23 protein-coding genes and 1 tRNA gene are annotated in these 19148 nt (G+C 68.3%); 14 read left to right on the top strand and 10 right to left on the bottom strand.

From position 1 onward, the window contains the following. Window positions 1-138: 138 nt before the first annotated feature. Window positions 139-411 (top strand): hypothetical protein, encoded by a 273-nt coding sequence (locus AB0K18_RS38185; RefSeq protein ID WP_364924828.1) that lies wholly within the window; start codon window positions 139-141, stop codon window positions 409-411. Beyond that, window positions 408-995: a hypothetical protein gene (locus AB0K18_RS38180; RefSeq protein WP_364924825.1), complete on the top strand. Its 588-nt coding sequence runs from the start codon at window positions 408-410 to the stop codon at window positions 993-995. Before AB0K18_RS38185 ends, AB0K18_RS38180 begins: the two co-directional genes overlap by 4 nt. Here AB0K18_RS38180 and AB0K18_RS38175 read toward each other — a convergent pair. The 5 genes from AB0K18_RS38175 to AB0K18_RS38155 all read right to left on the bottom strand — a co-directional run bounded on the left by AB0K18_RS38175 (window position 988) and on the right by AB0K18_RS38155 (window position 5229). Further along, entirely contained in the window at window positions 988-2004 is a 1017-nt protein-coding gene (locus AB0K18_RS38175; protein WP_364924822.1) for an ABC transporter substrate-binding protein, read from the bottom strand. The genes AB0K18_RS38180 and AB0K18_RS38175 overlap by 8 nt on opposite strands. Continuing rightward, complete coding sequence (locus tag AB0K18_RS38170; RefSeq protein ID WP_364375597.1) at window positions 2001-2816, bottom strand: ABC transporter permease; 816 nt, start codon at window positions 2814-2816, stop codon at window positions 2001-2003. Before AB0K18_RS38170 ends, AB0K18_RS38175 begins: the two co-directional genes overlap by 4 nt. Further along, a complete protein-coding gene (locus AB0K18_RS38165) occupies window positions 2813-3580 on the bottom strand; it encodes an ABC transporter ATP-binding protein (protein ID WP_364924818.1) in 768 nt (255 codons plus the stop codon). The genes AB0K18_RS38170 and AB0K18_RS38165 overlap by 4 nt, the downstream gene beginning before the upstream one ends. Next, on the bottom strand, window positions 3577-4497 hold the full coding sequence (locus tag AB0K18_RS38160) for a DUF6282 family protein (RefSeq protein WP_364924815.1): 921 nt from the start codon (window positions 4495-4497) through the stop codon (window positions 3577-3579). The genes AB0K18_RS38165 and AB0K18_RS38160 overlap by 4 nt, the downstream gene beginning before the upstream one ends. A gap of 543 nt (window positions 4498-5040) precedes the next feature. Continuing rightward, window positions 5041-5229 (bottom strand): hypothetical protein, encoded by a 189-nt coding sequence (locus AB0K18_RS38155; RefSeq protein WP_364924813.1) that lies wholly within the window; start codon window positions 5227-5229, stop codon window positions 5041-5043. 460 nt (window positions 5230-5689) lie between these two features. On the opposite strand from AB0K18_RS38155, the gene AB0K18_RS38150 reads away from it, so the two are divergent. The 4 genes from AB0K18_RS38150 to AB0K18_RS38135 all read left to right on the top strand — a co-directional run bounded on the left by AB0K18_RS38150 (window position 5690) and on the right by AB0K18_RS38135 (window position 8592). After that, window positions 5690-6271 (top strand): hypothetical protein, encoded by a 582-nt coding sequence (locus tag AB0K18_RS38150; RefSeq protein WP_364924810.1) that lies wholly within the window; start codon window positions 5690-5692, stop codon window positions 6269-6271. 14 nt (window positions 6272-6285) lie between these two features. Continuing rightward, window positions 6286-6912: an NTF2-like N-terminal transpeptidase domain-containing protein gene (locus AB0K18_RS38145; RefSeq protein WP_364924808.1), complete on the top strand. Its 627-nt coding sequence runs from the start codon at window positions 6286-6288 to the stop codon at window positions 6910-6912. 594 nt (window positions 6913-7506) lie between these two features. Beyond that, window positions 7507-7833 (top strand): hypothetical protein, encoded by a 327-nt coding sequence (locus AB0K18_RS38140; protein ID WP_364924805.1) that lies wholly within the window; start codon window positions 7507-7509, stop codon window positions 7831-7833. Between the two features lie 582 nt (window positions 7834-8415). Then, window positions 8416-8592, top strand: a complete 177-nt coding sequence (locus tag AB0K18_RS38135) for a hypothetical protein (RefSeq protein WP_364924803.1) — start codon at window positions 8416-8418, stop codon at window positions 8590-8592. Window positions 8593-8741: 149 nt separating this feature from the next. Here AB0K18_RS38135 and AB0K18_RS38130 read toward each other — a convergent pair whose 3' ends face one another. Next, window positions 8742-9704 carry a WYL domain-containing protein gene (locus AB0K18_RS38130; RefSeq protein ID WP_364924799.1) on the bottom strand — a complete coding sequence of 321 codons (963 nt, stop codon included), beginning with the start codon at window positions 9702-9704 and terminating at the stop codon, window positions 8742-8744. A gap of 98 nt (window positions 9705-9802) precedes the next feature. Here AB0K18_RS38130 and AB0K18_RS38125 point away from each other — a divergent pair, with 98 nt between their 5' ends. Continuing rightward, on the top strand, window positions 9803-10423 hold the full coding sequence (locus AB0K18_RS38125) for a TIGR03086 family metal-binding protein (RefSeq protein ID WP_364924797.1): 621 nt from the start codon (window positions 9803-9805) through the stop codon (window positions 10421-10423). A 124-nt stretch (window positions 10424-10547) separates the two neighbouring features. Here the strand turns inward: AB0K18_RS38125 and AB0K18_RS38120 are convergent, their stop codons facing one another. Continuing rightward, window positions 10548-11573, bottom strand: coding sequence for a hypothetical protein (locus AB0K18_RS38120; RefSeq protein ID WP_364924794.1), 1026 nt, complete (start codon window positions 11571-11573; stop codon window positions 10548-10550). Between the two features lie 322 nt (window positions 11574-11895). Here AB0K18_RS38120 and AB0K18_RS38115 point away from each other — a divergent pair, with 322 nt between their 5' ends. Beyond that, entirely contained in the window at window positions 11896-12138 is a 243-nt protein-coding gene (locus AB0K18_RS38115) for a hypothetical protein (protein WP_364924791.1), read from the top strand. Between the two features lie 198 nt (window positions 12139-12336). Here AB0K18_RS38115 and AB0K18_RS38110 read toward each other — a convergent pair whose 3' ends face one another. Further along, window positions 12337-13278 carry a LysR substrate-binding domain-containing protein gene (locus AB0K18_RS38110; protein ID WP_364924788.1) on the bottom strand — a complete coding sequence of 314 codons (942 nt, stop codon included), beginning with the start codon at window positions 13276-13278 and terminating at the stop codon, window positions 12337-12339. 157 nt (window positions 13279-13435) lie between these two features. On the opposite strand from AB0K18_RS38110, the gene AB0K18_RS38105 reads away from it, so the two are divergent. The 4 genes from AB0K18_RS38105 to AB0K18_RS38090 all read left to right on the top strand — a co-directional run bounded on the left by AB0K18_RS38105 (window position 13436) and on the right by AB0K18_RS38090 (window position 17111). Continuing rightward, the gene (locus AB0K18_RS38105) at window positions 13436-14593 is read left to right on the top strand and encodes an epoxide hydrolase family protein (RefSeq protein ID WP_364924786.1); all 1158 of its coding nucleotides are present in this window, start codon (window positions 13436-13438) and stop codon (window positions 14591-14593) included. Then, a complete protein-coding gene (locus AB0K18_RS38100) occupies window positions 14590-15936 on the top strand; it encodes a fumarylacetoacetate hydrolase family protein (protein ID WP_364924783.1) in 1347 nt (448 codons plus the stop codon). The genes AB0K18_RS38105 and AB0K18_RS38100 overlap by 4 nt, the downstream gene beginning before the upstream one ends. Before the next feature lie 17 nt (window positions 15937-15953). Then, entirely contained in the window at window positions 15954-16802 is an 849-nt protein-coding gene (locus tag AB0K18_RS38095) for an LLM class flavin-dependent oxidoreductase (RefSeq protein ID WP_364924780.1), read from the top strand. Between the two features lie 75 nt (window positions 16803-16877). Then, on the top strand, window positions 16878-17111 hold the full coding sequence (locus AB0K18_RS38090; protein ID WP_364924777.1) for a hypothetical protein: 234 nt from the start codon (window positions 16878-16880) through the stop codon (window positions 17109-17111). Window positions 17112-17221: 110 nt separating this feature from the next. Here the strand turns inward: AB0K18_RS38090 and AB0K18_RS38085 are convergent, their stop codons facing one another. Beyond that, window positions 17222-17446, bottom strand: a complete 225-nt coding sequence (locus AB0K18_RS38085; protein ID WP_364924775.1) for a hypothetical protein — start codon at window positions 17444-17446, stop codon at window positions 17222-17224. A 107-nt stretch (window positions 17447-17553) separates the two neighbouring features. Next, a tRNA-Tyr gene (locus AB0K18_RS38080) sits at window positions 17554-17638 on the bottom strand. A 290-nt stretch (window positions 17639-17928) separates the two neighbouring features. Here AB0K18_RS38080 and AB0K18_RS38075 point away from each other — a divergent pair. After that, the gene (locus tag AB0K18_RS38075) at window positions 17929-18420 is read left to right on the top strand and encodes a YajQ family cyclic di-GMP-binding protein (protein WP_364924772.1); all 492 of its coding nucleotides are present in this window, start codon (window positions 17929-17931) and stop codon (window positions 18418-18420) included. 260 nt (window positions 18421-18680) lie between these two features. Beyond that, a complete protein-coding gene (locus tag AB0K18_RS38070; RefSeq protein WP_364924770.1) occupies window positions 18681-19145 on the top strand; it encodes an NUDIX domain-containing protein in 465 nt (154 codons plus the stop codon). Window positions 19146-19148: the final 3 nt, after the last annotated feature.

The following is a 19148-nucleotide window of genomic DNA, read 5'->3' as shown; positions in this document are numbered from 1 at the left end:
TCGCCACGCTTGCGAAGCGATTCGATCACGGCCCACCGCAGCGCTGCCGGCTCGACTTAACGTGCGAACATGCGGCGCTTATGCGGAATCGTGCTGATAGTCGGCGGAATCATGAGCGTCTCAAGCTGCTCGCCTCCCATGGCAGGGGCGACCGGAGTCAGCGTCGACGCGGAGGGGCATCCGATCACCGTCCTGACATGGTGCGAAGGAGCCACCCCTGAGGGCGTACACATCTCCCACAACGCGGACGTGGACGTGGACGACGTGACCTTGATCGCACCGCGTCTTGACGGACAGGCCGGATCCGTCCGCCTGGACATGCCACAGAATGGCTGGAAGGTGGAACCGAAACCGTTCACGCTGCGCGAGAAAGTCCTCTATCACGCATTCGCTATCAGGGACGGGGCTTGAATCAGGTCAACACCCGTGACGTCAGCTTCACGACGCTCAAGCGGGCCCGGTTAGCCTGGCTGGCCGCTCTCGTCGCTGCGGCCTTCCCCACCTGGGACACCTGGAAGGGCCGGTTCGATTGGCCCATCGAGCTAGCGATGTCCAGCCTGACGGAGGAGTACTACGCGAGGGGCTTCACCGAGGGTTTCGTAGCCTGCGTCCGCTCGTACGACTCGATCGACCGCTCCCCTTTCCGGCAGTGGCGCGATGACCTCGCCACCTTGAGCGAACTCGTCACGACGTATGCCGTGCCGTTGCTGATCGTGCTCTTCGCCCTCGTACGTCGCGAGTCGGCGACGACGAACGCGCGCGCCGCCTGGACGCTGACGCTGATCGCGCTCGTCCGCCCGCTCTCGGCCGACTACCGAGGGGATCGCATCTGCGACGGCTCCCTACCCCTGTTCACCCCGGACTGGTTCGCGGCTGTCGCAAGCGGCTGGGGGCTCTATGAGGTGTGCCTGCTGGCGGCCGCCCTCCTGGTAATGCTCGCATCCGGCTCCTCGGCACCACCGATCCTCGGCCGACACGTGCGCCGCATCAGGTAGCGTCCGTGCGCAGTGCGGCGGGCACGATCTGCTCGTACGTCGGCAGGTGCTTGACCAGCCCGGTCATCCGGTGAAAGGTGAGGGCGGCCTCGAAGGAGGAGCGGGGAAACCCGATGCTTTCGGGAATCTCGGTACGCATGAGCGCAGGCAGCTCGGTCAGCGCCTTGGGATCGATGCCCTTCATATAGACGCCCAGCAGCCTGATGATCTCGTCGGGGTCGGCCTCGTGGATGAAGCGCTGGGCGCGGCCGATCGCGTTCTGGAAGGCGGCGACCTCTTTGGGCTTCTTGTCGATGATCCGCTGCGTGGTGAACACGACGCCGTGCGAGGTCCGGTCCAGTCCAGGCACGTCGCCGGCGGCCGGGGAGATGAAGCGTACGCCGATCCCGGCCGCCGCGGCCTGCTGGGCGATCGGCTGGAAGAAGGCGAGCGCGTCGACCCGTCCAGATTTGAGCGCACCCAGGGCGGACGCGGCGGTGCTGCCGAGGTTGACCATTTCGCAGTCGGTATCGGCGTTCATCCCGGTCTTGGCGAACAGGTACGTCACGAGCGCCTCTGTCCCGCTGCCCGGCCCCGTGATGCCGATCTTCTTGCCCCGCAGAGCGCGGATGCGCTGGTCGAGCGGGTCGGACGGGCTCGCGCCCGCGAAGGAGGGGCCGACGACGACGTCCACGTAGTAGCGGTCGACCAGGTTGGCCACCAGCCGGCCCTTGTCGTCGATCCTGGCCAGGTTGAACGCGTCCGTCATCACCCCGGCGCCGAGGTCGATGCTGCCCGACTTGAGGGCCGCGGCGACTTTTGCCCCAGTGCCGAGCCGAGGACGTTCACCGAGCTTGACGCCCTCCTCGGTGAAATAGCCCTTCTGCTCGGCCACGAACAGCGGGAAGAACGCGAGCGAGTTGCTGATCTGCCCGACGTTCAGGACGCCGGGCGGCGTGGTCGAGCTACGCTGCGCGCAACCGGTCACGCACAGCAGGAGCGCGACCAGTAAAGCGAGGTGGCGGTTCACCGCTCCTCCCCCAGCGGCTTCCACCGGCTCGCCCGCCGGTCGAGCAGCCCGACGACCAGGTTCAGCAGCGCCGCGATCACGCTCAGCACGACGAGCGTGGCGAACACTCCGGCGGTGTCGAACTGCGCGGCCGCGTCGTTGATCAGGTAGCCCAGCCCCCTGTTGGACGCCACCAGCTCACCGATCACCGCGCCGATGAGCGCATACGGAATCGCGACCTTGAGCCCCGTGAGCAGCCCCGTCATCGACGACGGGATGACGACCTTGACCATGATCTCCCGCCGCCTGCCGCCCATCAGGCGTACGGCGTCGATGAGCCCCCGATCCACCTCGCGCACGCCCGCCGCGGTGTTGAGGAAGACGAGGAAGAAGACGGTCGCGGCGGCCAGCAGCACCTTCATGTGCATGCCGATGCCGAACCAGACGATGAACAGCGGCGCCAGCGCCACCTTCGGGATGGCGTACAGCGCCATGATGAACGGATCGAGCACCTGGTAGAGCGCCCGCGCGGAGGCCAGCACGAACCCGGTCAAAGCACCCGCGGCGGCCCCGAGCAGGAAGCCGTACACCACCTCCTGAACGGTGATCCAGGTGTTGGACCACAATGTCCCGTCCTGATGCCACTGGACCAGACGCGTCCAGATATCACTCGGCCGGCTGGTGAACGTGATGTCGAACCACCGCTCAGCCGTCAGCTCCCACACCACGAGCAGCGCCACCACCAGCAGGGCCCGCAGCGACCACACCGTGGCGGTGCCGCCGTGCCGTCCCCACCAGGTCCTGTCGAGCCGTACGGTCTGGATCGCGGTCATCGGGCTCCCTCCCGCAGCGCCGCGGTGAGCTCCCGGTGCAGGGCGACGAACTCGGGATGTACGCGGAGCTCGTCGGCGTCCCTGGGCCGGGGCAGGTCTATGGGCCGGTCGAGCATGACGCGGCCGACCGGGCCGAGCACCACGACCCGGTCCCCGAGCAGCAGCGCCTCCTCGATGTCGTGGGTCACGAACACCACCGTCTGCCCGCCGTCCGCCCACAGCCGCAGCAGCTCGGCCTGCAGCTCGCCGCGGAGCTGGGCGTCGAGGGCGCCGAACGGCTCGTCCATGAGCAGCGTCTCGGGATCGCCCGCCAGCATCCTGGCCAGGCTGACCCGGCGGCGCATCCCGCCGGACAGCTCGCGCGGGTAGTGCCGTTCGAACCCGTCGAGGCCGACCTTTCCGATCAGCTCGGCCGCACGTTCCCTGCGCCTCTGCGCGGGCATGCCGCCGATCTCCAGGGGCAGCTCGACGTTCCTGAGCACGTTGCGCCAGGGCATGAGGGTGTCGGACTGGGTCAAATAGCCGATGTCGGTACGCGGGCCCGCGACCGGCCTGCCGCGATAGGCCACCGTGCCGGAGGTTGGCGTGGTGAGGCCGGCGAGCAGGTTGAGGATGGTGGACTTGCCGCAGCCGCTGCGGCCGAGCACGGTGACGAAGCTGCCCTCGGCGATCGTGAGGTCGAAGTCGCGCAGCGCCACGATGCCGACCGCGTCCTTGACGAACTGCTTGGCCAGCCCGCTCACCTCGATCACGGTGTCGCTCATCGGGGACCGGCCAGCAGGCGGGAGTTGTCCACGGCCATGGTGCGTACGTCCTTGTCGGTGAAGCCCTCGGCGAGCAGCCGGTCGGCCAGCAGGGCCAAGCCGTCCTCCACGGGCGGGTTGAAGGGCTGGCCGAGGTCGCTGGAGAGCACGGAGTGGCCGGGGCCCACGGCGTCGATGTGGTCGAGCCAGGTCCGCCAGGTGACCTTGCCGGAGTGCGGGGTGGTGAAGCAGCGTTCGAGCAGGGCTCCCTTGGCGGCCAGCGCGCGCTGCCGGTCCACCGAGACCCGCTGCGAGGTGAACTCGGGATGAGTGACCACGATGCGCCGTACGCCCTCTTCGACGGCCGCGCCGACCACCGCGTCGATCTCGTCGGCGCTGAGGTGGCCGGTGGCGAGGGTCAGATCATGCTGCCCGATCAGCCGCAGCACCTGCCTGGTCAGCTCCAGCACCGTCCCGTCCTGCCCCACGACGTCCACGGGATCGGCCGCCATCCCGGCCGCCCGCAGATCGTCCTGCAGCCTGGCCCACATGGGGGGCGTGGCGCCCTCGGGGTCGCTCGCGGTGCAGGCCCGCTGGTTGGCGCTGTCCACGGTCGGCATCCAGACGAACCTGGCGCCGCCCCGGGCGGCGATCTCGACGGCGATGGGATTCATGCCGCCGACCGCGGCATTCAGGGTGATCGCCCCGACGGCGTCGACGCCGGGCGCCGCTTTCCGCACCACCTCGGCCCGTTCCGCGGTGGGGACGTAATGGGATTTCAGTACGAAGCCGGCGAGCCCGACCTCGGCGAACCGCTTGGCGAGCGTCAGGTCGTCGATCCGCCTGCGCATCACGTCCGGCGCCACGTGGATGTGGATGTCGTAGGCGTCCGCGACCAGGTCACGGGCTCGTGCGGAGGGCTGGGGGTGATCCGGCATGCGTGTCTCCCGCGATCTGCGTTACACAGATCGTTAACAATTTGGCAGACAACCGTCAAGACCGACCGGCCGAACCACAAGCGGCCCATCCCTGGCCGACCCGACCCGTCGGAACGCTGCCCACACCCGAAGCTGCTGTAGTCCCCCGACCAAGCGCTAATCATTCGTGGGCCGATCGCGCCAGGACCGTTCCACGCATGCGGACCTACATTGTCAACAATCTGTTCTGGCCTCATTCGCCCCGATGAGGCTCCGGCCTGACGGTCGGCGGGAGCGACGATGAAGGTACGCCCGCTCCCGCCTGGCCGCCGCCCGCCGATGACGTGCCGGAGCACTCCGCGGGGAGACGTCATCTCCGGCGGCGCAGCATCGTTACGGCGAACCAAAGGACGGTGGGCAGGAGAAGCAGCAGAACGATGAGGCCAGCCGCGACGGCGAGCTCGACATCGCTCCACAGCCGAATCACAGGATCATCGTCACCCACCCTGCGACGCCATCGCTTACGGAGACCGGCCGGATCGATCACGGTGAAGAACCACCCGGCTACCGCTTCGCGGCTCGGTAACGCTTGAGAAGGGCCGTGATCTTGTCGAGGTCACGCGCCCCGTTCAGCTCATGAAGCAGATCGTCAGGGCACAACTCGTAGAGGTCACCCCACCACCCACGCGCCCTGTTGTCCCAGATCCGGTACCCGCCGGGAACGCCTCTGGCGACGTAGCGCCTCTTACCCATGGCTTCTCACTTCACGATCCAGCTGTGAGCACGAACCCGACCACCACGGAAAGACGCATCGCAAGATTGTCGCAATCCCACCCGACAGGTCGATACGCAAACCCGCCGTCCTGATCATTGCCCGCATCCGGCGTCGCGCACGTCTCACCCACCGGCCAGAGATCCCACCTCAGGCTTCGACGAGGCGGTCGCGCAGCTCAGCTCCTGCGGACTTCAGCACCTCATCCTGGGCATGGTCAGAAGCACGGAGCCCGCCTACCACTTCCAGCTCTTCCTAGCCCCGGACGCATCACGCGTGGTCGCCTGCCTTGGCGTCAGCCGACGTCCCCGCAACGTACACCACTCCTGACTGAGATCACCCGAGTGGCAAATGCCGCGCCAACGGCAGCACGGCCTCGGCTCTGTCAGTGACCGCTTGTATCGTTGCACGGCGTCCGGCGGCGATAGATAAGGAAAGCTCATGGGAGATTGGTTTCAGACGATCGTGGACGTCCAGGCGACTCCTCAGGAGGCGGAAACGCTGGCGGCGGACGTTCGGAGCTGGCTGATCTCCTCAGGGATCGTGTCTGCGGAGCCCACGCACTGCGTCCTAGGTGCCGATCTCGGATACCCGCCCGGCCCGCGCGCCGAAACAGCGGTGGACCCGTCCGGTTGGAGCGTGCCCTGGCATGACGGCCTCGCCATCATTGTCGGCCGTACCGTCTTCGACGCGGGGCAGGGCGACCCCATGGCCGTTACCTGCCCGCATTGCTCGACGACGACCCACCTGGTCGACGAGCGCTATGAACTCAACTACGACGTATGGGAACCCTTCCGTGGAGTCGTACGAGGCTGGGATGAAGGAGACGACATCGTCATTGCCTGTCCAGCCTGCACGCAGCCGGTCGAACCGACCTCCTGGAAGTGGGCCGATGACTACTTCGTACTCGCCTACCTCGGCTTCACATTCTGGAATTGGCCACCGCTACGCTCGCAGTTCGTCGATGAATTCGCTGGCCACCTGGCCAACCACCGCACCGTACTCCTCGAAGGCAAGCTCTAGCCGGCGCCCCCGATATGCCCGCATTCTCTCGCCGGCGGCGACGGACAGCGATCTCCATCGCCGTAGCTCTGATCGCCGTCCTCGGTCTGGGCATTGCCGTCTACCTGACGGTACGCACCAAAGGCTCGCCCCAGCAGACGGCGACCGCGTTCCTGACGGCCTGGCAGCGCGGCGACCTGTCCGCCATGAAAGCCCAGGTGCTGGAGCCGCCCCGAGACTTCGACGGCATCTACAACGCCTTCACCAAGGGCTCCCAGGCCAAGCGGATAATCATCCAGGACATCCGCGTCCGCCCTAAGGCGTACTTGAATTTCGGGGAGACCGCCACCTACTACGCTTCGTTCACCGTCACCCTCGACGGACCGGTCCCCTACACCTATGACGGACACCTGGAGATCATCGATTTCGATCGCGCCTGGAAGGTGCACTGGTCACCGACGGCGATCCACCCCGAACTACAGGAGGTCGGCTTCAGCGAGGTGCGGCAGATCCGCGTCGTACCCCAGCACGACGGCTCCTCCTGGCTCGTCCTTCTGGAGACACGCGCCAAGGGAGAGCAGGCAGGACGACTTTTCGCCGACGAAGGCCTCAAACTGGCGGCCATCCTGGCCGACTCAGCGCAACCCGGGGTCACTGGATGATCGCCATGGCGAAGACCGGTTCATGGCGCGTCACCACATGCCGCCCTATTTCGCAGAGCCGGTGAACGGGCGCATCCGCCCGACACAGCCCAGCAGTACAGGCTTCTGGACGCCGCAGGAGTCCGGTGGGCCGGGGCTGAGGTACGAAGCCCTGGACTTCGATCGACCCCCAACCATGTAGGGCGGCCGGCCATGTAGTGGTTCGAGCTATTGCCAGAACCAGGCCGGCACCTATCCGCGTCCCACTGGCTGTCCCTACCAGATGGAGTGCTCGTGTCCCTGGCCACTGAGACTGCAACCGCCATCGAGCAGTACTTCAGCCGGTACGGAAGACGGCGCCACAGATTGGCACGCCTGTATGGCGACACGGTGAAGTTCCTGGTCGCCCAACATGGGATAGAGGCCCTTGGCCGAATAGAGGTGGATATCCCATGCGCATGCTGCGACGAGGAACAGGCGCGTGCGGAACGGCTTTCGTGGATGAAATCCCAGTACCGCCGGCGGAGGATCACCCGTCGATAAGGGAGGAATGCAACCCTCCGAGACTCGGGGGACGGGGTGATGAGCAACCGTACCCGCTAGGTCACCGCCGTCGTGAGCGGCCTGGACGACCCGAGCAAGGCGAGCAACGTCAAGACCCGGGACACCGACACCGTCTGGTCGGGGCCGTTGGGCTTGAGGTGTCAGGTGCGCACAGGCACGTACAGGGGCACGACCTATGTCTGGGGACGCACGACCAAGGGGCGCACCGGCACCTTCAAGTCGCTGAAGAACGGTATCGGCATGAGCCAGCTGGAGGTCGACCTGGGTTCAGGGCGGACGCACTACAGCCGGGGCATGCTACTGCAGAAGGGGTACACCTACGAGACGACCTTCTTCGACGGCGAGTACCGCTGCAAGGCCAAGTGGACAAACAAGTGAACAGCTCCTGAGCTGGATCGCTCTATGGCCGGGTTCCGGGATCGTTGTTCGGCGTACGTTGTGATCTTCGTAGCGAGCCCGGCCGGACAGAGCAGAGATCCTGTCCGGCCTCCTGTGATGTTCCGCCCCAGGCCGGTGACACAAGCCGGGCTGCCGAGCCGATCCGGCCTCCGACCACGCCGCCGCACTCCTCCCCATGAACGTGGGGGTGACCCCGGGCCTCGCGACCGCTTATACAGGTTGATCGTTTGGAAACGTAACGACAACGATCAACCGTCGTTCGCTTGGTGTAAACCGTAGACAGCCGGACACCGCGGCATGACCATGTCTCTTGGCCGTGAATTGCCTGATCATTGCACGCATACCGCACGTCGACCGCTGGGGGCGGAACAGCAGGCGACTGAACATGGCGTCCTGGTCCTTGCACTGTCCCTACACTGCGTCTCCTCCTGGAGAGCTCGCGACTCTTCCGGCGAGCAGGGCGCAAATCAGGGCTGTGAGCATGAAGTCGGCCGAGTGTAGCTCGTACTCAGTGACCTGAGTTCCGTACGATGGCGTTCTCGATCATGCATCCTGGAACGCATGATCACGCCGCAACTCCCCGACCCGCTGCCACACTTCTACGACTGCGGCTGCCCGGACATCTACTTCTGCCCAGCATCGGACGAGGTCGAGTGCCCTCGCCACAGCGGTTTCTCCGTCTGCTGCGGCAACCTACCCGGCCACATCCCTGTGCGGCCGCACACGCCTCCCACCTGATCATCCTGTCTGCCGTCGACTCGCCCGAAGGGGAAACGGGCCGGGGCCACGCCTGCACCTCCACCTGACTCAACGCCGGCGTCCCCGCATCCCAGGTTGCCCTCACGCGAACCGCGACGAACCCGCGCGCCGGCCGGCGACGGGCCGCTTCATCCGCCGACGGCCTCGGTGTAGCGGCGGGCGAGCGTGCGGACGTGCTCGACCAGCTCGGGCGGGCCGTCCACGCGGAAGTCCATCATCAGCATGCTGAGGTAGATCGCGATGGTCTCCATGGCGTCGGCGCCGGTGACGAGGACGCAGGTGCGCGCGTCCACCGCCTCCACCACGCCGACGGCGGGGTTGATGCGGGCGATCACGGTCTCCGCGGGCGCGAGGACGGTGACGCGGGCGTGCACCTTCCAGCCGGTCTGCGCCACCTCGCGCAGGACGAAGGCGACGAGGTCGTCGTCGGGCAGGGAACGGGCGGCGAAGCGGCGGGACGTGGAGCGCACCTCGCTCAGGCCGGCGACCGGCAGCGCCCGCCAGGAGTGCGTGCCCAGCTCGTAGGCGACGAGGAACCAGCGGCGCCGCCAGCTGATGAGACGGTAGGGCTCGACCTCGGTTTCGACGCCGGCGAGGGCCGCCAGGAGGGTCGCGCCGTCCCGGATCGCGCCGGCCAGGACAGTGAGGGTGGCGGCGGGCACCGGCGCGTCCGGCTCGCGGGAGCCGACCGTGGCGGGCCCGACCGCGGTGGCCGACCGCAGCGCGGTCACCTTGCGCTGCAGGCGTTTCGGCAGGATCTGCTGGAGCTTGGCGAGTGCCCGCCCGAGGCTGGCGTCGATGTCGGTGATGCCGGTGGAACCGTCCCCTGCGAGGCCGACGGCCAGGGCCACGGCCACCGCCTCGTCGTCGTCGAGCAGCAGCGGGGGCATGTTCGCGCCCTGCCCGAGCCGGTATCCGCCCACGGCGCCGCGCGCGGCGTGCACCGGGTAGCCGAGCTCGCGCAGGCGCTGCACGTCCTGCCGCAACGTGCGCTCAGTGACGCCGAGGCGCGCGGCGAGCTCGCGGCCCGTGTAGGACCGGTCCTGCAGCAGGGACAGCAGCCGGAGCACCCGGGTCGTCGTAGGAGCCATCGATTCCTCATCTCGCGCGGAATTATTAGGAAGAAAAATAGCCTAATAGCATTCTAAGCTGGTCTTACCAGCGAGAAAGAACCCCGAAAGGTGAGTCCATGAACGCCATTGACAGCGCCACCGTCACCTCCCTGCGGCCGGTCTGGCGCCAGGTGCTGGCCGCCTCCCATCGGGCACTCGAGGACAGCGTCGCCGGGGTGCGGCCGGGCCAGGAGGACAACGCCACCCCCTGCTCGGCCTGGACGGTCACTCAGGTGATCCAGCACGCTGCCGGCGACCAGCTCGCCTACGCGAAGATGCTCGGCATCGGCGCCGGCCCGTCCTACGACCCCTTCTCGCCGTCCGGCACCGTGGACGGCACCGCCACCGCCCTGGTGAAGGAGGCCATCGAGCAGACCGCCGCGGCGTGGGCGACGGTGTCCGACGACACCGAGACGGTGCCGACGCCGCTGCCGCACGGCGACCTGCCCACCCCGGTCGCGGCCGTGATGTGCGCGCTCGACGCCGCCGTACACGCCTGGGACATCGCGATCGCCACCGGCGGGCCGTCCCCGCTCGACGAGGAGCTCGCGGGCCGCCTGCTCGCCGCCGCGCGACAGATCGTCGAGCCGCTGCGCCAGTGGGGCGCCTACGCCGCCGTGGTCGAGGCCGGCGGCGCCCCGTCCGCCACCCCGGTGGCCGACGAGCTGCTCCGCTACCTCGGCCGCGTCCCGCGCTGAGCGGGTTCAAGCGTCGGAAGGGGGTGGCACGGAAGCCTGGGCCGGTTGGTGGGCTGCCCAGGACAGGATGGAGAACCGCCGAGCTACCCCGGTGCGGGGTGGGTGTAGCACCCGAACGGTTCACCTACCCCTGGGACACCGATTTTCCGGCCTGACCCCTAGAGATGGGCCCACGAGCGTGCGCGCCCTCATCGGGTTGTTCCTCCTTCGGAGCCGCTGCTCGGCGCACCCGTACCGCCAGCAGAACCAGGACGATGGGGAGGAGTGTGACCAGGACCCATGCGATCGTGACGGGATCGGTCGCCTCGTCCGAAGACTGTGCGCACCCAAGTACGGGCATCCAGTTCATCATCAGGTCACGGACAACCAGGGGCACCAACGTCAGCCAGCCCACCACTCGGCCCAGCCGGCGGTGCCCGGTGAGTGCCAGCAGCGCCCAGAGCCCGAAGCCCACCCCCAGCACGATCGGCTGCGGGATCAGGATCAGAACGGCCGCCGCGGGCCCTAGCAGGATCTCCTCCATACTGCCGAAGCAGCTGCCGTCCATAATCATGATCGAGTACTCGGTGGACCCATCGGCGAGGGAGCTCCACACCATCGCTTGAGGAATGCTCACCAGCACCAGGGCGACGCCCCACAAGACCAACGGCCACCGCCAGCGCAGCGGACGAAGCTCACGCCGTCCCTTCTGATGGACGACGCGGTCGAGCACCGTCAGCAGAACGGCCGCGGCGAAGCAGGCCGCGGCGAGGACCAGCAGGTCGTTGGCGTCCCAGGGCAGGAACCGCAATGCGCCGCCATAGGTACCGGACGTGAAGTCGATGGGTCCGCCGACAGCGACCTGGGTCGCGAGGTATTGCTGGATCTCCTCCTCGCTCGGCCCACCGAACCCCGTGAACGGCGGCAGAGCGGCGGCCACGGCGAGCAGAGCCAGGAGCGCAGCGCCCAGCCGCAGCACCCACCGCCTGCGGCGCAGCACCACGACGGGTACCACCAGCAGTGCGGCCACGACCGCACCGACGACGACGTTCGCGGGCTTGGGCACAATGACCGCGGGTGCCCACGGCATCAGGGCCGCCAGAACGCATAAGGCAGGCACGGAGATTTTCGACGACACCAGCGACGCATCTATCGCTCGCGATGCGCTCATGTCAACCACACCTCGGGATGGAGCGCTACTTCGGCGACGATTTCCACGTGAGACGCCTCGGCGAAGTTTTGCTCAGGGATCAGCCCCGCTGCTCGGTGAGCCAGGGTGAGGAACGAACCCTGGATCGTCAATCGCCCCCGAGCACATACGACGTCCAACCGTGCCGTGGCGATCGTAGGGCTGCATCTGTGCGGCGGCGCGGCAACCCTGGCCGTTCCCACCAAGAGATAGCCTCCAACCTGCGACGGGAGTGCTGCATCTGGCGGCATCGGTGGCCATGATCGGGGTCCTGACCGGGACCGGATCTTGATATCCGTGTGGGATGCTCACGCCCGTGATCGAACCAAAAGACGGATCCCACACCGGCTGGCGCCGCTACGAAACCTCCGAAACCATCGGACTGGCCGGCCTCGGCGCCATCGTCCTAGGTGTGCTGCTCGCCATCATCGAGGCGAACACCAAATCGAGCAGTTCGCCCTTATGGGTGATCATCTTCATCGGGATCGCCCTGGTAGGCGTCGGCCTTCGCATCGAGGCCGCGATCCGCGACCGGTCTCGACGCTGAATCCAGTAGGTATTGGCCCAGCCAGATCATCCCGCGCATGCTCATGATCACAGGGTCTGCCTCGGGGAACGCTCGAACTGGCCGGGGCCGAGCAGGACGCGTACGCCTTCGGCGCGAAGCTGCTCGACGTTGTTCCGGAACGCGGCTCGTCGACGCCTGGCCCAAGATAACCATCAGGTTTCCCTCCTTTACTAGGAGTTACCCCGAAGACCGTACAGACCCGACCCCCGACGTCCGTGCGGGGTGGCTCTGGTGCGTGCGCAGCCGGGCCTCGGCGTGCTTGCGGAAGGCGGTGACCAGGCGATTGCGGTCGCCGGCGCGGGTGGCGAGGACGACCTGGCTCGGCTCGACGTCGCGCAGCGGGATGGTGGTCAGCCCGGGGTGCAGGCCGGTGGCGTAGTCGAGGGGCGGGCCGATGGCCACGGCGGCGCCCGCGGCGATGAGCTCATGCTTGTCCTCGAGGTCGTCGACGAGCGGGCCGTCCGGGGCCGGGCTCCCGTCGGGGCGCGGGTCCACGCGCCAGTAGGCGTTGAGCAGCGGGTCGGACTGACGGACGTGGGGGATCGGCTCGCCGGCGATGTCGTCGAGGGTGACCGATTCGCGGCCGACGAGAGGGTGGTCGAGCGGGACGACCAGGACGCGGGGCTCGTCGTAGAGGACCGTGACCTGCAGCTGGTCGGTGGCGAACGGCAGCCGGGTGACGACCGCGTCGACGCGATGGTCGAGGAGCGCCGATCGCGAGTCGTTCCAGGCCAGCAGGCGGGTCTTCACCTCAGCTTCCGGCTCAGCCTTGCGCAGCGCGCGTACGGCGGGGGTGATGAGCAGGCCGCGGGTGTAGCCGATGGTGATCTCGCGCGGCCGGGCGGCGGCCCGGGTCTGCGCCATGGCCTGGCCGGCCGCGCGCAGCAGCCCGGTCGCCAGGGGCAGGAAGACCTCGCCCGCCCCGGACAGGTGGGTGCCACGCGTCGTACGGTCGAGCAACCGCACGCCGAGCTGCTGCTCGAGCCGCCGGATCTGACGGCTCAGCGACGGCTGGGTGGTGTGCAGGGCCTCGGCCGCGCGGCCGAAGTGGCGATGCTCGGCGACGACGACGAAGCACCGCACCAGTCTCAGGTCGAGGTCGATGGGGGCGGGGAACACACAAGCAGGCTAGCCCACCTGCGGTGATACAGGAATCGTATTACCTGTTCCGCAAGTTTCATTGGACGCGCCGGCGACCGCGGACGCATGGTTGATCTGCCGAGCCCGGCCCCTCCGGCCGGGCGATGACCATCGTTCACGGAGAAACCGAAAGACCATGCAAGCAGACACGGCTCGCCACGACGGCGTCCAGCCGTTCCATATCGACATCCCCGACAGCGCGCTGGCCGACCTGAGAGAGCGGCTGGCCCGGGTACGCCTGCCCGACCAGGAGACCGTGCCGGACGCCGCCCAGGGCGTGCAGCTCGGCTGGCTCCGGGAGCTCCTGCACCACTGGGCCACCGCATACGACTGGCGCACGATCGAGCGGCACCTCAACGACCTCGGCCAGTTCCGCACCACGATCGACGGCCTGGGCATCCACTTCATGCACGTCCGCTCACCGCACCAGAACGCGACACCCTTGTTGCTGCTGCACGGCTGGCCCGGATCGTTCCTGGAGTTCCTGAAGGTGATCGGCCCGCTGACCGATCCGGTCGCGCACGGCGGGGACGCACGGGACGCCTTCCACGTCGTCGTCCCGTCCATGCCCGGCTACGGGTTCTCGGACATCCCCAGCACAGGCGGCTGGACCCCGGACCGGATCGCCGCCGCGTACGCGGTGCTGATGCGGCGCCTCGGCTACGACTCCTACCTGGCGCAGGGCGGCGACTGGGGCGGCGTGGTGGCCACCCGCATGGGGAAGCAGCGCCCTGACGGCCTGCGCGCCGTCCACCTCAACTTCCCCGAGTTCCTCGCCCTGCCGCCAGCCGGCGACGAGCCGACCGGGGAAGAGGCCACGGCCCTGGCCCAGGGTGAGGCGTTCGCCCACGTCCACTCCGGCTACCACCTGCTGCAGCGCACCCGGCCGCAGACCATCGGCTACGCCCTGACCGACTCCCCGGCCGGGCAGGCCGCCTGGATCTACGAGAAGTTCCTCGACTGGGCCGCCCCCGGCGCCTTCACCCTGGACGAGATGCTCGACCACATCTCCCTGTACTGGCTGACCGGAACGGCCACCTCATCCGCCCGCCTCTACTGGGAGTACGCCCAGGAGCCGCTCGGGCTGACCGAGCTGGACCTGCCGGTGGGCGTGAGCGTCTTCCCGAACGAGCTGACCCGCACCCCGCGGATCTGGGCCGAACGCGCCTACCACGACCTGCGCTACTTCAACGACGACATCCCCGCCGGCGGCCACTTCGCGGCGTTCGAGCAGCCCGGCCTGTTCGTCGACGAGGTACGCGCGTTCGCGCGGACGATCGGGGAGTCCGCATGAGGTGGGTCACGTACCGCTCGTCCGACGGGTCGGAGCGCTGCGGGCTGGTGCGGGGAGGCAAGATCCTCGGCCACACCCCGGGAATGACCTTGCTGGAGGTGCTGCGCTCCGGTGAGGGCCTGGAGGCGGCCGCCGCCCTGGTGACGTCGAACCCGGCCGAGATCGTCGACCTGGCCTGGGCGGACATCCTCGCGCCGATCCCGGTGCCGCCCTCGGTCCGCGACTTCGCCGCCTTCGAACGGCACGTCGCCGGCGCCACCGGCGGCACGATCAGCCAGGTCTGGTACGACGAGCCGATCTTCCACTTCTCGAACCCGGCCGCGATCCGGGGCCCGCGCGACGACGTCCCCGTCCCGGCCGGGACCACGGCGTGGGACTACGAGGTCGAGGTCGCCGCCGTCATCGCCGACGACTGCTCCGACCTGGACCCGGCCACCGCCGAGAGCCACATCGCCGGGTACGTCGTCTACTGCGACTGGAGCGCCCGCGACCTCTCCGCCCGGGAGATGGGCTTCGTCTTCGGCCCCTCCAAGAGCAAGGACGCCGCCACCAGCCTCGGCCCGTACCTGGTCACGCCCGACGAACTGGAGCCCCACCGGTCGGGCAAGGGCTACAAGCTCACGATGAACGGCTACGTCAACGGCGAGCTGTACGGAGGCGGCGGCTGGGACGAGATCCACTGGTCGTTCGGCGAGCTGCTGTCGCACGCGTCGCGGGACACCACGCTGCGGGCCGGCGACATCATCGCCAGCGGTCCCGTCGGCACCGGCTGCATCCTGGAGCTGGCCGGGCGGCGCGACTACCTGAGGCCCGGCGACACCGTCCGGGTCGAGGTCGAGCAGCTCGGCGCGGTCGAGGCGCGGATCGTCGCCAAGGGCGACACGCTCGTACCGGAGATGAAGATCTCGCGGAGCATCCTGATCGCCGCTCCCGCCGCCCCCGTGTTCGACGTGATCGCCGACCCCCGCCGGCACCACCACTTCGACGGGTCCGGCACGGTCGCGGGCACGATCACCGGTCCCGCCCGCCTCACCCTGGGCGCGGAGTTCAGCGTCTCGATGGTGCTGTTCGACGTGCCGTACGAGGTGACGAACACCGTGGTCGAGTACGAGGAGAACCGCCGCATCGCCTGGGCGCACCCGGGCCGGCACCGCTGGCGCTACGAGCTGGAGGAGGCCGAGGGCGGCACCTTGGTCACCGAGACCTGCGACTTCACCCACTCGCCGCAGGGAGAGCGCGTCGCGGGATCCGCCTGGGGCCGACGGGACGCCGAGGCCATCGAGAAGACCCTGCCGCGGCTCAAAGCGCTGGTCGAGAACGGCCGCCTTCTTGACAAGCCATGACATCAGAGAGGAGCTTTGTGAAGATCGGCATCGGACTTCCGAATCAGGTGCGCGACGTCACCGCCGCGACCCTTCCACGCTGGGCGGCCCTGGCGGAGGAGGCCGGGTTCTCCACGCTCGCCACGACCGGGCGGTACGCGTACCCGGGTGTGAGCGACACCGTCGCGCTCGCCGCCGCGGCAGGGGCCACCACCACGATCGGGCTGCTCAGCGCGGTCCTGCTGGCCCCGACGTGGCCTGGCGCCCTGCTGGCCAAGGAGGTCGCGGGCATCGACGGCGTCTCCGGGGGCCGTCTCACCCTCGGGGTCGGCGTCGGGTCGCGCGAGGACGAGTTCACCGTGCCCGGGCTCGGCCTGCACGGTCGCGGGGCGCGGCTGGAGGCCGACCTGGCGACGTACCGGGAGATCTGGGGCGGCGCACCGGTCGACGGCGGACCGAATCCTGCCGTGCCGACGGGAACCCGGCACGTCCCCATGCTGTTCGGCGGATACTCCGCTCGCGCGCTGGAGCGCATGGTGCGCTGGGGCGAGGGCTACATCGGCGGGTCGCTGCCGCCCGCCATGACGGCGCCCAGCTTCGAGGCGGCCAGACGGGCCTGGCGGGAGGCGGGCCGCCAGGGCGCCCCGAAACTCGTCGTGCTCGCCTACTTCGCGCTGGCCGACCCCGAGACGGGACAGGCGAACCTCCAGGACTTCTACCGCCTGGCCCCCGAACACATCGCCGCCAACGCGGTGCTCTGCACCACCCCGGAAATGATCAAACAGGCCGTCACGGACTACACCGCCCTCGGCCTCGACGAGATCATCTTCGTCCCCGCCACAGACGCCCTCGACGAGATCCCCCGCCTCGCCGACCTCGTCACCTGAATGCTCCGGCGACGGCACCAGCGTCCCTCGAGCGCGGCTCGCTAACGTGACGGTCCCCTCGCGCTGGAGAGCCTGATGTCGTTCATCCGCTCAGCCCTGCCGCCACGAGTGTTGAGGTGGGCGCACAAGACCGGGAGCCATCTGTACGCCGGCCTGGTCATGCTCGGCACCGGCTTCCACGCACCCGCCCTGACCCCGCTCTGGGACCGGCGTACGGATCCCGACATACCGGACCACCGCCTGACCCCGTCGGAACGCGCCACCTGGCACCGCCTGACCGCCTCCCTGACGAGCGACGAGAAGCCCTGATCACCTGGGGTTTGGGCGGCAGCATCAGTGCGGTGAGATGGACACCAGGAGCAGTGCGGCGGACATGAGGAACCCGAGCCGGTGTGCGCCGGCGTGGGCGATGAGAGGGTCTATGCCTGCGTCGAGGTGCCGGTCGGTCTGCGCGGCGGCGATGCGGCGATGACGGCGATGACGGACAGGCCGAGTGCGCCGCCGGTGACGCGGGAGACGTTGATGGAGCCGGAGGCGATGCCCTGGCGGTCTGCGGGCACGCCGGTGCCGGCCGCCAGGGACAGGAAGATCAGGGCCATGCCGACGGTGGCGGTGATGGCGCCGAAGACGACGGTGAGGCGCATGCCGCATTTGTCGACCCACTGGCATCGGGCCACTCAGGGCTGCCTCTGGCTGCATACCCCCGAAATGCAGAAGAGGCCCCGAAGGGCCTCTGAGCTGCACTTACTGCTGGTGGCAGGTGCAAGGTTCGAACTTGCGTAGGCTGAGCCGACGGTTTTACAGACCGCTCCCTTTGGCCACTCGGGCAACCTGCCGTGCCATCCGCTCTCGCGGCGACAGAAAGAAGGATAGCGGACTTCGGAGGTGTACGTGACACCGGTTTGTCCCGAGCCGGATCTCTTTCGATCTCCGCTAGGCCCACCTCCCCGGTGCGAGGAGCGGCGGATGGGGTCAAAAGGGATTGATCGGGCGTACGGGAGGGTCGGGGTAGGGGGTGAGCAAGGGGGCGGGGTCCTGCACGGCGGGCCGATGCTGGCTAGGCTCGTGCGCTGGGTCCGTGCGTTCGAAGCCGGGCCGGTTCACCGCAGCTGAGAGGATGGGTGCTTTGGCCGATTCATCTTTCGACATCGTTAGCAAGATCGACCGCCAGGAGGTGGACAACGCCCTCAATCAGACGGTCAAGGAGCTCGGGCACCGCTTCGACTTCAAGGGTACGGGGGCGAGCATCAGCTGGTCCGGGCAGAACAACATCGAGGTCAAGGCCAACAGTGAAGAGCGGGCGAACGCGGCGTTCGACGTCTTCAAGGAGAAGGTGATCAAGCGCGGGCTGTCGCTGAAGGTCCTGGACGCTGATGAGCCGAAGCTGTCCGGCAAGGAGTACCGCCTGATGGTGAGCCTTAAGGAGGGCATCGATCAGGAGCACGCCAAGAAGATCTCCAAGCTGATCCGTGACGAGGGCCCGAAGGGGGTCAAGGCGCAGATTCAGGGCGAGGAGCTTCGGGTCAGCTCCAAGAAGAAGGACGACCTTCAGGACGTCATCGCCCTGCTCAAGGGTAAGGACCTGGACATCGCCCTGCAGTTCGTGAACTACCGCTGAATGCTGAGCCGGCTCGTGTTCCGGGGCACAACGGCGGCGGACCGCGCCGTCCAGCGACGCGCCTTGTGCCTCGGGCCGCTCCGTCTCAGTCCAGGTCCAGTGCGTCCCACCGCACCACGACTGCCCCGTCAAGGCCGGCGCGTCCCGCCGCACCACCACAACCCCTCGTCTCGGTCCGGAGCGTCCCGCCGCATGACACGGCCGCGCCGTTTCGGTCCGGTGCGTCCCGTCGTACGGCCGCGACCGTATGCTCCATAGACGTGACGAAAATCCCCCTGCGTCGCTTCACGGCGCGCGTGCTGCCCATCGATGAGCATGACCGCGTTCTCCTGCTGCACGGTCTCGATCCGGCTCAGCCGGAGCGGCGGTTCTGGTTCACGATCGGCGGGGCCAGGGAGGACGGCGAGACGCTGCAGGAGGCGGCGGCGCGCGAGCTGTACGAGGAGGTCGGCGTCCGGGCGCGGGCCGAGGAGTTCACGGGGCCGCATGCCGAGGCGCTGGTCGAGTTCGAGTGGGGCGACTACGCCTTCACTCAGGATCAGGCGTTCTTCGCGATCCGGCTCGGCGGGCAGGCGGCGGTGTCGTTCGAGCACATGGAGCAGATCGAGAAGGACACGACGCTCGGGCACCGCTGGTGGAGCGCCGAGGAGCTCGAGGCCACCGACGAGACCGTCTTTCCCGAGGACCTCGCGGTGATCCTGCGGAAGATCACCGCGGTCGAGTAGGCC

This window comes from Nonomuraea sp. NPDC049421 (assembly GCF_040677005.1).
Classification (GTDB): Bacteria; Actinomycetota; Actinomycetes; order Streptosporangiales; family Streptosporangiaceae; genus Nonomuraea; species Nonomuraea salmonea.
Note: the sequence above shows the minus strand (reverse complement) of the source record. Positions and strands in the feature narration are given on the sequence as shown.